Consider the following 16,897-nt stretch of genomic DNA (forward strand, 5'->3'; position numbering starts at 1 on the left):
AACCCGAAATCCAATGGGTATAAAATTCATTACAAACGCTCAAACAGGGCCATCGATTCCAGATGTCCAGTGTGCGGGAACATATCGAGCATCGCCAGTCGCCGAACGGTATATCCTGCATTGAGTAACGCTTCGCTGTCACGAGCCAGCGTAGCAGGATTACAGGATACATAAACAACGCGCCCAGGGTTTAACTTTATAATATGTTGCATCACTCCGGCAGCCCCCGCACGCGCAGGATCGAGCAATACTTTGTCAAATCCGTTTTTTGCCCATGGTTGTTTAGTGACATCTTCTTCAAGGTTTTCATGAAAGAATGTCACATTGTGTAGTCCGTTATTCCGCGCATTTTCCCGGCCTTTTTCCACCAGCGCAGGGACACCTTCAACTCCCACAACGCTCGCTGCTCGTACGGCTAACGGCAACGTAAAATTCCCCATACCACAGAACAAATCGAGCACCCGGTCCTCTGGCTGCACATCCAGCCATTCCAGCGCACAGGAAACCATTTTTTGGTTTACCCCTTCATTGACCTGGATAAAATCACGCGGGCTGAAGGTTAAACGTAGTCCATTTGAATCATACCAGGGCGATTCTTCTGAATTTGATTCCAGTATCTCGCTTTGCGGAGCCAGAAACAAAGACAGTCCCTGAGAATGCGAAAAGCGTTCCAGTTTTTCTTTATCCGCGGCACTCAGTGGTGCAGTGTGGCGCAAAATCATCAGAGTTCCACTTCCAGCCTGCACCAATTCGACATGCCCCAAGTGACGCAACCCCTGCAGACTCTGCAGGCATGCCCGAATTTCAGGCAGCAACGCCTCAAGTTGGGGCACCAAAATAGGGCATTGTTTTACATCGATAATGTCGCTGGAGCCGGACTTGCGAAATCCGATCTGCAATTGCTGCTCTTTCGAGCGATAGTTCAGACTTAAACGCGCGCGGCGTCGATAACCCCACGGGGTATCGGCGATAACTTCTGTCACCTCACATTTCATTAAACGCGATAACGCTGCACTTTTGCTACGCTGCTGCAACGAGATGCTGGCGTGCTGCTGTTGACAGCCACCACAGACCCCAAAATGTGGACAACGTGGCACTTCACGTTCCGAGCTGTCGTTTAAACGACGTTTGACTTGCGCACGGGCAAACTGTTTTTTATCTTCAGTTATCACCACTTCTGCGCTTTCCTGAGGCAGCAATTCCGGTATAAACAGGGCTTTCCCGTTATGACGAGCAACGCCCTGACCAAAAGAATCAAGGTCATTGACGGTAACGGTTATGATCTGACGCGTCGTCACGCGTCGTTTTGCAGAGTAGAATTGCGCCATCGACGAGATATTTCTCTATTTAACAGTGTGACCCTAATTGTCCCATAACGGAACTCCATGACCAACTACAGCCTGCGCGCACGCATGATGATTCTGATCCTGGCCCCGACCGTCCTGATAGGTTTGCTGCTCAGTATCTTTTTTGTTGTGCATCGCTATAACGACTTGCAGCGTCAACTGGAAGATGCTGGTGCCAGCATCATCGAGCCACTCGCGGTTTCCAGCGAATACGGCATGAACTTGCAAAACCGGGAATCCATCGGCCAGCTTATCAGCGTGTTGCATCGTCGCCATTCCGATATTGTGCGGGCAATTTCCGTCTATGACGAAAATAACCGACTGTTCGTCACCTCCAACTTTCATCTTGATCCGTCAGAGATGCAATTGGCTACCGGATCGCCGTTTCCGCGAAAGCTGAGCGTAACCCGGCACGGGGATATCATGATCCTGCGTACCCCTATTATATCGGAAAGCTATTCACCGGATGAATCTGCCGTTAGCGATGCCAAAAACGCCAAAAATATGTTGGGGTATGTGGCGCTTGAGTTGGATCTCAAGTCCGTGCGATTACAGCAGTACAAAGAGATCTTTATCTCCAGCGTCATGATGCTGTTTTGTATTGGCATTGCGTTAATTTTCGGCTGGCGTCTGATGCGTGACGTGACCGGACCAATTCGCAACATGGTGAATACCGTTGACCGAATACGTAGAGGTCAGCTCGATAGCCGCGTGGAAGGTTTCATGTTGGGCGAACTGGATATGCTGAAGAATGGCATCAACTCGATGGCAATGTCTCTCGCCGCCTACCATGAAGAGATGCAGCACAATATCGATCAGGCGACGTCAGATCTGCGCGAAACGCTGGAGCAAATGGAGATCCAAAACGTTGAGCTGGATCTGGCAAAGAAACGCGCTCAGGAAGCTGCTCGTATTAAATCAGAGTTCCTGGCGAACATGTCTCACGAGCTACGTACACCGCTAAACGGTGTCATTGGCTTTACACGCCTGACACTGAAAACCGAGTTAAATACCACCCAGCGCGATCACCTGAATACGATTGAACGCTCTGCCAACAACCTGCTCGCTATCATCAATGATGTGCTCGACTTCTCTAAACTGGAAGCGGGTAAACTGATTCTGGAAAGCATACCGTTCCCACTGCGCAGCACACTGGATGACGTCGTAACGCTGTTAGCGCACTCCTCCCATGACAAAGGGCTGGAGCTAACACTGAATATTAAAAATGACGTTCCGGACAATGTGATTGGCGATCCGCTACGCCTGCAACAGGTCATTACCAACCTGGTCGGCAATGCCATCAAATTTACCGAGAGCGGCAATATCGACATTCTGGTTGAAAAACGCGCGCTCAGTAACACCAAAGTCCAGATTGAAGTTCAAATCCGCGATACCGGTATTGGTATCCCGGAACGCGATCAGTCACGTCTGTTCCAGGCTTTCCGTCAGGCTGATGCCAGCATTTCGCGCCGTCACGGTGGTACCGGACTTGGCCTTGTGATCACACAAAAACTGGTCAATGAAATGGGTGGGGATATCTCGTTCCATAGCCAACCAAATCGCGGTTCCACTTTCTGGTTCCATATCAGTCTTGATCTCAATCCTAATGTTATCAGCGATCGTTCAACCACCCGCTGTCTGGCCGGTAAACGACTGGCTTACGTTGAACCAAATGCTACCGCCGCGCAATGCACGTTAGATATCTTGAGTGAAACGCCGCTGGAGGTGATTTACAGTCCGTCATTCTCTGCATTACCGGCTGAACACTACGATATCCTGCTACTTGGTGTACCCGTTACTTTCCACGAGCCACTCACCATGCAGCATGAACGTCTGGCAAGCGCAGCCGCGATGACCGATTTCCTGTTGCTGGCGCTGCCTTGCCATGCGCAGATTAACGCTGAAAAATTAAAACAAGGCGGCGCGGCGGCATGTCTGTTAAAACCGCTCACCTCAACCCGATTGCTGCCTGCGTTAACCGAATATTGCCACCTGAACCAGGGGGCAGAACTCCAGTTGCCAGATGAAAGCAAGATTGCGATGACCGTGATGGCGGTGGACGACAACCCGGCGAACCTGAAGCTTATCGGCGCATTGCTTGAAGATAAGGTTCAGCACGTCGAGCTGTGCGACAGCGGGCAGCAGGCGATGGACAGAGCCAAACAAATGCAGTTTGATCTGATCCTGATGGATATTCAGATGCCAGACATGGACGGTATTCGTGCCTGCGAACTGATCCATCAGCTTCCACACCAGCAGCAGACACCGGTTATTGCGGTAACGGCGCATGCCATGGCAGGGCAAAAAGAGAAGTTACTCAGCGCCGGAATGAATGACTACCTGGCTAAGCCAATTGAAGAAGATAAATTGCACAGTTTGCTGTTGCGCTATAAGCCCGGTACCGGCACATCAGCCCGGACTATCGTGCCGGCCCCCCCTGAACCCGTGATCAACCCGAATACGACCCTCGACTGGCAGTTGGCATTAAGACAAGCCGCGGGTAAAAACGATCTGGCGCGGGATATGCTGCAAATGCTGCTCGATTTTCTACCCGAAGTACGTAACAAAATCGAAGAACAACTGGTGGGTGAAAACCCTGAAGGGTTGGTGGATTTGATTCATAAACTACACGGCAGCTGCGGTTACAGCGGGGTTCCCCGCATGAAAAACCTGTGTCAGCTTATTGAACAGCAGTTACGTAACGGGACCAAAGAAGAAGAGCTGGAACCAGAGTTTTTAGAGCTTCTTGATGAGATGGACAACGTCGGGCGGGAAGCGAAACGGATATTGGGGTGATATTCGCCGAATGCGGCGTAAACGCCTTATCCGGCCTACAAGTTTTGCTGTTTATCGTAGGTCCGACAGGCGTCGCGCCATCGGGCACATCGCCAGAGGCGGCGTAAGCGCCTTCTCCGACCTACAACTCAGCGTAATTGCTGCCCTGCTTTAAGCGTTGCGGCCACGTTTCGTGCCGTCATCCGCACATTTTCACTCGCATTATCCAGCGCCTCATCCAGCGTGCAAATGGTATAAATCACACTAAAAACAGCATCAATTCCATGCTCATGCACCACACCAACATCTGGCGTCAGGCTGCCTGCAATACCAATGACGGGCTTATTATATCGCTTTGCAACGTTCGCTACGCCTACCGGGACTTTGCCATGGATCGTCTGACTGTCAATACGCCCTTCCCCGGTCACAACCAGATCTGCATCCGCAACACAGTCGTCGAGGTGTAACGCATCCGTCACGATCTCGATACCACGGCGTAGCTGCGCGCCGCAAAACGCATACAGTGCAGCCCCCATGCCTCCGGCAGCGCCTCCACCGGCCAGATCCAGCACGTTAATGTCCAGATCGCGTGCAATCAGTTGCGCATAGTGCGTCAGCGCATTATCCAGACGGGTAATCATTTCTGGCGTTGCCCCTTTTTGTGGACCAAATACTGCAGAAGCGCCCTCTTTACCGGTCAGCGGATTCGTGACATCGCAGGCCACTTCGATACGACAGGTGGCAAGGCGTTTATCTAACGCTGAAATATCTATCCTGGTGAGCGCTTCCAGACCGATCCCGCCTTGCGCAATCTGGTTATTCTGCGCATCCAGCAATTTGGCGCCCAGTGCCTGCACCATACCGGCGCCACCATCATTAGTCGCGCTACCGCCAATCCCGATGATGATGTGTTCTACACCCGCATTCAGCGCATGGCGAATCAACTCTCCGGTCCCCCATGAGGTGGTTTTCAGCGGGTCGCGTAACCCTGCCGGAACCCGCTCTAACCCACTGGCGGCCGCCATCTCGATAAACGCTGAGCGCTCATCTCCCGATAACCCATAAAATGCCTGTACCTTACTTCCCAGGGGACCCGTAACATCAACATGCACAAGGTGGCCCGCCGTAGCGGCAACCATCGCCTCGACCGTTCCTTCACCACCATCAGCGACCGGTATCTTTACGTAATCCGCATCAGGCCAGATCTCACGAAAACCCTGCTCAATGGCAGTTGCCACCTCAAGCGCACTCAAACTCTCTTTATAAGAATCCGGTGCAATTACTATTTTCATAAGCCGTCCTTACGCATGTTGATTCTGTTAATCATACACCTGGAGATGTGCCGGTTCCTGTCAGAACCGGCATAACGCTTAGCGCACCATGCATGGGCGTTTATTATCGAAGGTCCAGTTCGGGATCAGGTACTGCATTCCCATCGCGTCATCACGCGCTCCCAGGCCATGTTGCTGGTACAGCTCGTGTGCTTTCATCACCTGGTCCATATCCAGTTCTACACCCAAACCCGGCTTCGCTGGTACCTGTACCATGCCGCCTTTAATATCGAACGGTTCTTTGGTCAGGCGTTGGTTACCTTCCTGCCAGATCCAGTGGGTATCAATGGCCGTAATTTTACCCGGCGCCGCCGCCGCCACATGAGTGAACATCGCCAGCGAAATATCAAAGTGATTGTTAGAGTGTGAACCCCAGGTGAGGCCAAACTCATGACACATCTGCGCCACGCGAACAGACCCCTGCATGGTCCAGAAATGCGGGTCAGCCAGCGGAATATCCACAGACTGCAATGACAGCGTGTGCCCCATCTGACGCCAGTCGGTAGCGATCATATTGGTCGCCGTCGGCAGGCCAGTAGCGCGGCGGAATTCCGCCATCACTTCACGCCCAGAGAAACCCTGCTCCGCGCCACACGGATCTTCAGCATAAGCCAGCGATCCTTTCAGATACTTACCGATCTTGATCGCTTCATTCAACGACCATGCACCATTGGGATCGAGCGTTACGCGAGCCTGCGGGAAACGCTTCGCCAACGCGACGATAGATTCCGCTTCCTCTTCCCCTGCCAGCACGCCACCTTTCAGTTTAAAGTCGTTAAAGCCATATTTCTCATACGCAGCTTCAGCCAGGCGCACAACCGCATCCGGCGTCATCGCCTCTTCATGACGCAGACGATACCAGTCGCACTTCTCATCCGGCTGACTCTGATACGGCAGCGGCGTCGCTTTACGGTTGCCAACGAAGAACAGATACCCCAACATTTCCACTTCGCTACGCTGCTGTCCATCACCCAGCAGAGAGGCGACGTTTACGCCCAGATGCTGACCTAACAGATCCAACATGGCCGCTTCGATCCCAGTAACCACATGAATAGTGGTACGTAAATCAAAGGTCTGCAAACCGCGACCGCCCGCATCACGATCGGCAAAAGTATTGCGTACCGCATTCAGCACGTTTTTGTATTCACCTAACGTTTTGCCTACCACCAGCGGGATCGCATCTTCCAGCGTTTTGCGGATTTTTTCTCCGCCGGGAATTTCACCCACGCCGGTATGACCGGAATTATCTTTAATAATCACAATATTGCGCGTGAAGAACGGAGCATGTGCACCGCTCAGGTTCATCAGCATGCTGTCATGACCCGCAACCGGAATAACCTGCATAGAGGTAACCAATGGGGTAGAAAATTGTACGCTCATAATTAAGTCCTTATCCAAAATTAGTGGCGGCCGAAAACGGGACGTTTACGGTCAAAAGTCCATCCAGGGATCAGATACTGCATTGGGCCTGCGTCATTACGCGCGCCGCCGGGCAGTCTCTTGTAGGCTTCATGAGCCTTGTTAACCTGATCCCAGTCCAGCTCTACGCCCAGTCCAGGCGCGTCAGGAACAGCAATTTTCCCGTTCTTAATCTCCAGCGGATTTTTGGTCAGACGGCAATCGCCCTCCTGCCAAATCCAGTGCGTATCGATGGCCGTCGGATTGCCCGGCGCTGCCGCACCGACGTGAGTAAACATTGCCAGCGAAATATCAAAGTGGTTATTGGAATGGCATCCCCAGGTCAGGCCCCAGTCATCGCACAACTGTGCCACGCGCACCGCGCCGGAAAGCGTCCAGAAGTGCGGATCGGCCAGCGGAATATCGACCGCATTCAGCATTACCGCGTGGCCCATTTCACGCCAGTTGGTGGCTATCATGTTGGTTGCTACCGGTAGACCGGTTGCACGGCGGAACTCGGCCATCACTTCGCGGCCAGAAAAACCCTGTTCAGCGCCGCATGGATCTTCGGCGTAGGTCAGAACATCGTTCAGCCCTTTACACAGGGAGATGGCTTCATCCAGCAACCAGGCACCGTTAGGATCCACCGTAATACGTGCATCCGGGAAGCATGCTTTCAGCGCACGGACGGTTTCAATTTCTTGCTCACCCGGCAGCACACCGCCCTTCAGTTTGAAATCTTTAAAGCCATAACGATCCTGTGACGCCTGCGCCAGACGCACCACCGCGTCGCTGGTCATCGCTTGCTGGTGACGCAGGTGATACCACTCATGGTTTCCCGGCGTACTTTCCAGATACGGCAAATCGGTTTTGCTGCGATCGCCTACGTAGAACAGATAGCCGAGTACGGTGACCGCATCGCGCTGCTTGCCCGGCCCTAACAGTTCACAGACCGGTACGTTGAGCGCCTTACCCAGCAGGTCGAGCAGCGCAGCTTCCAGCGCCGCCACCGCATTGACGCGCAGTTCAAACGTCCAGGCGCCTTTGCCGAAGGTATCAAAATCGGCAGCCTGGTTGCCTTTATGCACCTGCTGAACCACTTTATTCAGGCGCGCGACCTCCTGACCCAATACCATCGGGATAGCGTCAACCAGCGTCTGATAAATCACTTCACCGCCCGGCGCTTCACCGACGCCTGTATTGCCGGCGTTATCGGTAAGGATCACGATATTGCGGGTAAACCAGGCGTTATGCGCGCCACCAATATTGAGCAGCATGCTGTCATGACCGGCCACCGGGATGACCTTCATGTCGGTAATAACGGGACTCGATTGTGTTGTCATCATTATTGTCCTGCGACAGGTTTCAGTTCGATACGTTTAATATCACCGACCAGCACCAGATAGCTCACCACCGCAATCAGCGCATGTACACCTACGTAAATCAACGCGCCGTTAAACGAGCCGGTGGTCCCTACGATGTAGCCGATAGCAATTGGCGTCACGATGCCGGAGATGTTGCCGAACATATTGAACAGACCGCCGCTCAAACCACTGATCTCTTTCGGCGCGGTATCGGCCATCACGGCCCAACCCAGGGCACCTATACCTTTACCGAAGAAGGCCAGCGCCATAAAACCGATGATCATCCACTCCACGTTGACGTAGTTACAGAACACCATCACCATCGACAACAGCATGCCCATGACGATCGGCGTTTTACGGGCGATATTCAGCGAACCGGTACGACGCATCAGCCAGTCGGAAATAATGCCGCCGAGCACACCGCCTGCGAATCCGCAAATGGCCGGGACCGAAGCGACAAACCCCGCTTTCAGAATCGACATACCGCGCGCCTGTACCAGATAGACCGGGAACCAGGTGATAAAGAAGTAGGTCAGCGCGTTAATACAGTACTGGCCGATGTAGATACCGATCATCATGCGGGAACCCAACAACTGTTTGATTTGTCCCCATTTCACGCTGAACGGAACTTTAGCTTTAGCTGCTGCCTGATCCATGTTGATCAGTGCGCCACCTTCGGCAATGTAGTCCAGCTCTTTTTGGTTGACGCCCGGATGCTGGTTCGGTTCGTGAATCACTTTCAGCCAGACAAAGCTGATGATGATCCCGAGTCCACCCATAAAGAAGAACACGTGCGACCAGCCCACTTCGTGGGTCAGCCAGCCCATGATTGGCGCGAAGATAACGGTGGCAAAGTACTGCGCAGAGTTAAAGATTGCGACCGCCGTGCCCCTCTCCTGTGCCGGGAACCATGCCGCAACTATCCGACTATTGCCGGGGAAGGAAGGTGCTTCAGCTAAACCGACAAGGAAGCGCAGGGTAAACAGCGCAACGATAATGCCGAAGCCGCTAAAGATATCGACGAAGCCCTGCAGCAGGGTAAACATGGACCAGATAAAGATGGACCAGAAATAAACACGTTTTGAACCGAAGCGGTCGAGCAACCAGCCGCCAGGGATCTGACCGATAACATAGGCCCATGAGAATGCGGAGAAGACGTACCCCATCCCGACGGCATCAAGGCCAATGTCTTTGGCCATCTCTGAGCCGGCAATGGATAAAGTGGCGCGGTCGCCGTAGTTGAAGGATGTGACGATAAACAACATCACCACTATCCAGTAGCGAGCGTTAGTGCGTTTTTCCGCGCTGCTCGCCGCCTGACTTAATGAACTCATTGTTGCACTCCTGAATCTTGGCTGTCGCCAGTTCATTCTGTACAGCACCTGTAGGGTGATCAGAATGAGAGGTTAGTGTGTGGCAGTTTTGGTACAGCTCAGGGCCGTTTTATTCTGACTCGCTGCCTTTTCGGGAACTGACGGGAAAAGTATATGAAGGAGTGGCTCTTACCCTCACCGTGCATGAACACAACATTAGGCAGGCAGTAAGAAGTTGTTTGGGGCATAAGCCCAAAGCAGTGGAAGTTAGTTCACGTAATTGGGGTTTTATTGCCGGGTGGCGGCTTCGCCTGACCCGGCCTACGGTTCAAATGGGGGTTGTATGCCCGTGCGGGGGAGAGGTTATTTCAGCAAGGTTCCCCAGTTTTCTACCCAGGGGTTGGATTCGCTTTCCGGTTCAGGATGTTCGCTGGCGTCAATCAGCAACATTTCACCCACGCGCTGCGCGCTTTGCTCCTGTAACAGCGCATCAAACTGTTTGCCACCATTGCAGAAATTAACGTAGCTGCTGTCGCCCAGCGCAATTACCCCATAATGCAGATTTGGCTGGAAACCGAGATTATCTTTGATCCCCTGAAACAGCGGCACGATGCTATCGGGCAGATCGCCCTGCCCGGTCGTTGAGGTCACCACCAGGACATATTTGTCCTGATATGCCTGCCAGTCGCTGAGCTCGGGATCTTCAAACACCGTGGCTTTATGACCTTGTGCCGTCAAAATAGCCTCCGCCTCTTCAGCAACCAGCAGCGCGTTTCCATACATTGTGCCGACAAAAATACCAATTTCCGCCATAACCTTTATCTCCAGGAACTTAAGAATCTATCTGCTCATCCTGACCTGACATCCCGCTGAACTCAACCCTTTCATTCTCAGGGAGAAGTCCACGCCAGCCAAATTGTGACAATGCCTGCATCCAGACGTCATCCAGCCCGGCGCGAATAACCAGCGGCTCACCGGTGAATGGATGCGTCAGCGCAAGCTGGCTGGCATGCAGCATTAATCGCTGACAGCCAAAATGCTCTGCGGCGCTGCGGTTTTGTCGCAAATCACCGTGCTTACTATCGCCAATAATCGGATGACGCAAATGCGCCAGGTGACGTCTGAGCTGATGTTTACGGCCGGTTTTAGGATCCAGCTCCACCAGCCCGTAACGGGTGGTTGGATAGCGACCGGTTGCCACGGGCATTTCTACCGTAGCCAGCCCGCGATAGTGGGTTACCGCAGGCTGTGGACCTTTGTCGTCACGGGCAAATTTATCGGCAATCTTGTCCAGCTCTTCCACCAACGGATAATCCAGCACGACATCATCCATCAGCCAGCCACGCACAATCGCATGATAGCGTTTTTGGATTTGATGCTGCTCAAACTGCTGTGCCAGCCGTCGTCCGGCCTCGCTGGACAGTCCCATCAACAGCACACCGGAGGTCGGTCTGTCGAGTCGGTGGGCGGTAAAAACGTGCTGACCAATCTGGTCGCGCACCGTTTGCATTACCACCACTTTCTCATCGCGGTCGAGCCAGCTACGATGAACCAGCCAGCCCGAAGGTTTGTTGACTGCAACCAGCCATTGGTCTTGATAGAGAATTTCCAGCATCAGGCGTCATCACGGGTAAATAGCGCATCCAGATCCTGCAATGCAATCAGGATCACATCGCGCTGTGGATGATCGGCTGCCAGCGCCATTTCATAATATGGCGCAATAGCGAACGCTTCTGGAAGTGGCTGCGCATTATCAAGCAACGCATGCATGCGGGGAATCAACACCCACTGCAGCCATTCAACCGGTTCCATGGTATCCATACAAAAAGGCTGCGTGCTGGAAAACAGATGCGCTTCTGGCTCATCCATCCGCCAGTGATTATGTTCACGCAGCAGTGCTTCAAGCGCATGCAACTGCTCGCGCACACGGTCATGAGTCGTCATGAAATTAACCTCAATGATGAAAAATCTGGCGCGAAGAATAGCACCAGTAGAAAGGAAATAAAAAAAGGGAGCACTGTAAAAACAGTGCTCCCGGTTCGTTTCGCAGCATTCCAGCTACTTTTGGTGCTCCCTGCTCATCCGTGACAACTTTTCCTGTGGTCTTGCGACCTCGTTCATCCTGAACATTTGCATCCTGCTCACACCGCCCCCGATGTGAAAACTTCATCCTGAAGTGTCCCTGGCCATCCTGACCCGCCGAACATCCTGACCGGCTCTCGTTCTCCATCCTGGAGGTGTCCTTTAACGCATCCAGCGTTTTCCTCTTTGCTTCATCCTGAAACCTGTCCTTGCAGCACCGTCCTGGTGTGTCCTGCCGAAGCGTCATCATCCTGATGTTCACTTCGTTGTGCGACTCCTTGTCGACAGAGATAGAATCGCCTGTTTCGCATTGTCTTACAAGACACTTACAGACATACCTTAATGATTATTTTCGTATGAAAGTTGAAGATAAAACATTAACTAATTGAATTATAAATAGTTAACATTATATCGACCGATGAAGTCTTTACTGATCACCTGGCAATCTCCTACAGGGTTTGTAAGAGATCTCTCACACACCCAGGGCAAACTGGATTACAGAACAGGCTTAAGTTGAGTAAGAAATTCCGCAAGCGAGGCCGCCAGAACCGTTCGTTTACGGGTTCCCAGCGTTTCCTTGCAGACTTCCCCAGACAAGTTGCACACTGAAATAACATCAAGTTCATTGTCCAGTGTGGCAATAAAAAGCGTTGGAGAGAGCTTAAGGCGTTTTTGCGTAACCAGGTGGCCGATCTGGTTTTCCTGTACGCGTCTGAAGTCATCTTCAGACCAGGTTTGCAGAAGAGTCAGTTTCTCATCCGCAAATTGTGCGTGCATGTCCCCGGCAAACTGGGTGGTATAAAACGCATGAACAGCGGGTTGTACCACAATATCAAAGGCGCGTTCAACCGCGTTTACATTCGGCTCGCCCACAAAAGGCTGCGGTTGCCAGTACACCGCATCGTTCGTGGAGGAGATGATGCACGGAGACGGTACGCCATACAGCTCTTCACTCAGAGGCCAGCTGCCGTTTTTTTCATGCCATGCATCGCAATAACGCGTCGTAAAGGCTGTCAACGCCTGTGCTGTCAATTCGTCCACTGATTTCTCTCTTCACAAAAGCCAGGATACACTTGTCGCATAGTGTATCTGGTTTATGACGGTGAAACATGTCTTCTTATGAAAATCATCGGGCGCTTGACAGCCTGACTCTCGGAAAATCAACGGATTACCGGGATATTTACGACGCCAGCCTGCTGCAGGGTGTTCCGCGCAGCCTGAACCGCGACCCGCTGGATCTAAAGGCCGATAATCTGCCTTTTCACGGCGCGGATATCTGGACGCTGTATGAACTATCATGGCTGAATACCAACGGCTTACCGCAGGTTGCGGTCGGCCATGTGGAGCTGGATTACACCAGCGTTAATTTGATTGAATCAAAAAGTTTTAAGCTGTATCTGAACAGTTTTAATCAGACGCGTTTTGACTCATGGGAACACGTCCGTCAGACGCTGGAACACGATCTACGCGCCTGCGCGCAAGGTGATGTCAGCGTAGCGCTTTATCGTCTTGACGAACAGGAAGGGCAGCCGATAGCCCACTTCAATGGCACCTGTATCGACAATCAGGATATCGTCATTGATAACTACCAGTTCAGCACCGACTATCTGGAAAACGCCGTGAGCGGCGACAAAGCAGTAGAAGAGACACTGGTCAGCCATCTGCTGAAATCCAACTGCCTGATCACCCACCAGCCTGACTGGGGTTCCATACAAATTCAGTATCGCGGTCGCAAAATCGACAGGGAAAAGTTGCTGCGCTATCTGGTCTCCTTCCGCCACCACAATGAATTTCACGAGCAGTGTGTGGAACGCATTTTCAATGACCTACTGCGTTTCTGTCAGCCGGAGAAACTGAGCGTATACGCACGCTATACGCGGCGCGGCGGCCTCGATATCAACCCATGGCGCACCAACACAGATTTCACCCCCGCAACAGGCAGACTGGTGCGTCAGTAATCTTTTTTCTCAATTTTGCGTGTCGGATTCCGCGCGCAAGGTTGTGAAAGGTCATAAGCCAGGGCTATTGTAATCAGTAGAGGATGATATCTCTCGTCCCGTAAGGAGTTTACTTGATTACACATATTAGCCCGCTTGGCTCAATGGACATGTTGTCGCAGCTGGAAGTCGATATGCTTAAACGCACGGCCAGCAGCGACCTGTATCAACTGTTTCGTAACTGTTCGCTTGCCGTTCTGAACTCCGGCAGTTTGACAGACAACAGCAAAGAGCTGTTGTCTCGTTTTGAAAGTTTCGACATTAACGTGCTGCGCCGTGAACGCGGTGTGAAGCTGGAACTGATCAACCCACCTGAAGACGCGTTTGTCGATGGGCGCATAATTCGCGCGCTGCAGGCCAACCTGTTTGCCGTACTGCGCGACATTCTTTTCGTCAATGGTCAGATCCATAACGCGGGTCGTTTTCAGCATCTGGATCTCGAAAGCTCGGTTCACATGACCAACCTCGTCTTTTCCATCCTGCGCAACGCCCGGGCACTGCACGTCGGTGAAGCGCCGAACATGGTCGTCTGCTGGGGCGGTCACTCCATCAACGAGAACGAATACTTGTATGCGCGTCGCGTGGGTACCCAGTTGGGCCTGCGTGAACTGAACATCTGCACCGGGTGTGGTCCGGGCGCGATGGAAGCTCCAATGAAAGGTGCCGCGGTCGGCCACGCTCAGCAGCGTTACCGCGACAGCCGTTTTATTGGCATGACCGAGCCGTCTATTATAGCCGCTGAGCCGCCTAACCCGCTGGTTAACGAACTGATCATCATGCCGGACATTGAAAAACGTCTGGAAGCGTTCGTGCGTATCGCTCACGGCATTATCATCTTCCCGGGCGGCGTAGGGACAGCAGAAGAGCTATTGTATCTGCTGGGTATCCTGATGAATCCGGCGAACAAAGATCAGGTTCTGCCATTGATCCTGACCGGGCCAAAAGAGAGCGCAGATTACTTCCGCGTGCTGGACGAATTTATCGTGCACACGCTGGGAGAAGAGGCGCGCCGTCACTATCGCATTATCATTGACGATGCAGCGGAAGTCGCTCGTCTGATGAAAAAAGCGATGCCGCTGGTGAAAGAGAACCGCCGGGACACCGGTGATGCCTACAGCTTTAACTGGTCAATTCGTATCGCGCCTGATTTGCAGATGCCGTTCGAACCGTCCCACGAAAACATGGCGAATCTGAAACTGTATCCAGACCAGCCTGTTGAAGTGCTGGCTGCAGACCTGCGTCGCGCATTCTCCGGTATTGTCGCGGGGAACGTGAAAGAAGTCGGCATTCGCGCCATTGAAGAGTTTGGCCCGTACAAAATCCACGGCGACCCTGAGATGATGCGCCGCATGGACGATCTCCTGCAGGGCTTTGTTGCACAACATCGTATGAAGTTGCCGGGCACTGCGTATATCCCGTGTTACGAGATCTGCGCATAACCTTCAACACCGGGTAGCTGATGCTACTTCGGTGACAGTTTTGTCCATATCAAAGCCGGATTTGGCACATCAGCCAACCGGCTTTTTTAGTGATACCAGTCACATAGCTCACGCAATAACATAAATATCAATTATCTTTCGTCTGACAAGCCCCGAAACGCAAACGATTACCCTCCAAAGGAAACCGTGATTTATCACCGCAAATTATAATTAGTCACCAGAATTCACTAAAAACAACAGTTTTTATAGCGCAACCCTCGTATCTTCGCGCCCTGCCTTTCATGCCATATGTCGTTAATGTTAGCCTTCACGCCCGTAAATTCGCTTTGACTATTTTTTAACAGATTAATGGTCCAAATTTATCCACATAAAAGGTGGATTATTGCATTTGAGATCGCGATCACTGATACATTCATTACTTAAATGTATCTTTCCGCCCGAAAATTATTACGGCGAAAAATTATATAAAAATCGCTAAACGAATTTCGTTTTACAGTCGGGTATTTTTTCATTGGATTGAACCCAAACCCGACTTTTTAAGCTTCCTCCAGGAGAAACAGATGGAAAACACGCAAACCAGCACTATCGTTACGGGCCAGACCCGCAGCGCATGGCGCAAGACAGACACCATGTGGATGCTGGGCCTTTACGGCACGGCGATTGGCGCAGGTGTATTATTCCTGCCAATTAACGCAGGCGTTGGCGGGATGATCCCGCTGATCATCATGGCCATTCTTGCCTTCCCAATGACCTTCTTTGCTCACCGTGGTCTGACCCGCTTCGTGTTGTCCGGTAAAAATCCGGGTGAAGACATCACTGAAGTTGTAGAAGAGCACTTTGGCGTTGGCGCAGGTAAACTGATTACCCTGCTCTACTTCTTCGCTATCTACCCGATTCTGTTGGTTTACAGCGTAGCAATCACCAATACCGTTGAAAGCTTCCTGACCCACCAGCTGGCGATTACGCCGCCGCCGCGCGCAATTCTGTCTCTGATCCTGATTGTTGGCATGATGACCATCGTGCGTTTCGGCGAGCAGATGATCGTGAAGGCGATGAGCATCCTGGTATTCCCGTTCGTTGCGGCTCTGATGCTGCTGGCGCTGTACCTGATCCCTCAGTGGAGCGGTGCGATTCTGGAAACCCTGTCCTTTGATTCTGCGGCAACCACCGGCAACGGCCTGCTGCTGACCCTGTGGCTGGCAATTCCGGTTATGGTGTTCTCCTTCAACCACTCCCCGATCATCTCCTCCTTCGCCGTGGCGAAGCGTGAAGAGTACGGTGATGAAGCAGAGAAGAAATGCTCCAAGATTCTGGCATTCGCTCACATCATGATGGTACTGACCGTTATGTTCTTCGTCTTCAGCTGCGTATTCAGCCTGACTCCGGCAGATCTGGCTGCAGCGAAAGAGCAGAACATCTCTATCCTGTCTTACCTGGCAAACCACTTTAACGCACCGATTATTGCCTGGATGGCACCGATCATCGCGATTATTGCTATCACCAAATCCTTCCTCGGCCACTACCTGGGCGCGCGTGAAGGTTTCAACGGTATGGTAATTAAGTCTCTGCGTGGCAAAGGCAAGTCCATCGAAATCAATAAACTGAACAAAATCACTGCACTGTTCATGCTGGTAACCACCTGGATTGTGGCGACGCTGAACCCGAGCATCCTCGGTATGATTGAAACCCTGGGTGGCCCGATCATCGCGATGATTCTGTTCCTGATGCCGATGTATGCGATTCAGAAAGTACCGGCAATGCGTAAATACAGCGGCCATATCAGCAACGTGTTCGTTGTGATTATGGGCCTGATCGCTATCTCCGCTATTTTCTACTCTCTGTTCAGTTAATT

Annotated in this window: 13 protein-coding genes; 4 read left to right on the forward strand and 9 right to left on the reverse strand. The window is 52.2% G+C overall.

Features of this window, described 5'->3' with window-relative positions; all coding sequences use genetic code 11:
* Positions 1-29: 29 nt before the first annotated feature.
* On the reverse strand, positions 30-1,328 hold the full coding sequence (rlmD, locus tag OGX91_RS16520) for a 23S rRNA (uracil(1939)-C(5))-methyltransferase RlmD (RefSeq protein WP_005130917.1): 1,299 nt from the start codon (positions 1,326-1,328) through the stop codon (positions 30-32).
* 57 nt (positions 1,329-1,385) lie between these two features.
* Here rlmD and barA point away from each other — a divergent pair, with 57 nt between their 5' ends.
* On the forward strand, positions 1,386-4,142 hold the full coding sequence (barA, locus tag OGX91_RS16525) for a two-component sensor histidine kinase BarA (protein ID WP_286626886.1): 2,757 nt from the start codon (positions 1,386-1,388) through the stop codon (positions 4,140-4,142).
* A gap of 128 nt (positions 4,143-4,270) precedes the next feature.
* On the opposite strand, the gene OGX91_RS16530 is transcribed toward barA, so the two are convergent.
* The 8 genes from OGX91_RS16530 to syd form a co-directional block, all read right to left on the reverse strand.
* Positions 4,271-5,413 carry a glycerate kinase gene (locus tag OGX91_RS16530; RefSeq protein ID WP_005130920.1) on the reverse strand — a complete coding sequence of 381 codons (1,143 nt, stop codon included), beginning with the start codon at positions 5,411-5,413 and terminating at the stop codon, positions 4,271-4,273.
* A 78-nt stretch (positions 5,414-5,491) separates the two neighbouring features.
* Positions 5,492-6,832 carry a glucarate dehydratase gene (gene gudD / locus OGX91_RS16535; protein WP_286626887.1) on the reverse strand — a complete coding sequence of 447 codons (1,341 nt, stop codon included), beginning with the start codon at positions 6,830-6,832 and terminating at the stop codon, positions 5,492-5,494.
* A gap of 20 nt (positions 6,833-6,852) precedes the next feature.
* Positions 6,853-8,193: an enolase C-terminal domain-like protein gene (locus tag OGX91_RS16540; RefSeq protein WP_286627036.1), complete on the reverse strand. Its 1,341-nt coding sequence runs from the start codon at positions 8,191-8,193 to the stop codon at positions 6,853-6,855.
* A 2-nt stretch (positions 8,194-8,195) separates the two neighbouring features.
* Positions 8,196-9,548, reverse strand: a complete 1,353-nt coding sequence (gene gudP / locus OGX91_RS16545; RefSeq protein ID WP_040232198.1) for a galactarate/glucarate/glycerate transporter GudP — start codon at positions 9,546-9,548, stop codon at positions 8,196-8,198.
* A 342-nt stretch (positions 9,549-9,890) separates the two neighbouring features.
* Complete coding sequence (locus tag OGX91_RS16550) at positions 9,891-10,340, reverse strand: flavodoxin (protein ID WP_003034096.1); 450 nt, start codon at positions 10,338-10,340, stop codon at positions 9,891-9,893.
* A gap of 19 nt (positions 10,341-10,359) precedes the next feature.
* Positions 10,360-11,142, reverse strand: a complete 783-nt coding sequence (truC, locus tag OGX91_RS16555) for a tRNA pseudouridine(65) synthase TruC (RefSeq protein WP_286626889.1) — start codon at positions 11,140-11,142, stop codon at positions 10,360-10,362.
* A complete protein-coding gene (locus tag OGX91_RS16560; RefSeq protein ID WP_149692202.1) occupies positions 11,142-11,471 on the reverse strand; it encodes a YqcC family protein in 330 nt (109 codons plus the stop codon). Before OGX91_RS16560 ends, truC begins: the two co-directional genes overlap by 1 nt.
* A gap of 633 nt (positions 11,472-12,104) precedes the next feature.
* A complete protein-coding gene (gene syd, locus OGX91_RS16565; RefSeq protein WP_005130939.1) occupies positions 12,105-12,650 on the reverse strand; it encodes a SecY-interacting protein in 546 nt (181 codons plus the stop codon).
* Between the two features lie 68 nt (positions 12,651-12,718).
* On the opposite strand from syd, the gene queF reads away from it, so the two are divergent.
* The 3 genes from queF to OGX91_RS16580 all read left to right on the forward strand — a co-directional run bounded on the left by queF (position 12,719) and on the right by OGX91_RS16580 (position 16,895).
* Positions 12,719-13,567: an NADPH-dependent 7-cyano-7-deazaguanine reductase QueF gene (queF, locus tag OGX91_RS16570; protein WP_286626890.1), complete on the forward strand. Its 849-nt coding sequence runs from the start codon at positions 12,719-12,721 to the stop codon at positions 13,565-13,567.
* Positions 13,568-13,680: 113 nt separating this feature from the next.
* On the forward strand, positions 13,681-15,045 hold the full coding sequence (gene ppnN / locus OGX91_RS16575; protein ID WP_286626891.1) for a nucleotide 5'-monophosphate nucleosidase PpnN: 1,365 nt from the start codon (positions 13,681-13,683) through the stop codon (positions 15,043-15,045).
* A 560-nt stretch (positions 15,046-15,605) separates the two neighbouring features.
* On the forward strand, positions 15,606-16,895 hold the full coding sequence (locus OGX91_RS16580) for an HAAAP family serine/threonine permease (RefSeq protein WP_005130942.1): 1,290 nt from the start codon (positions 15,606-15,608) through the stop codon (positions 16,893-16,895).
* Positions 16,896-16,897 lie beyond the last annotated feature (2 nt).

Source organism: Citrobacter sp. Cpa228 (assembly GCF_030333085.1).
Lineage (GTDB): Bacteria > Pseudomonadota > Gammaproteobacteria > Enterobacterales > Enterobacteriaceae > Citrobacter > Citrobacter pasteurii.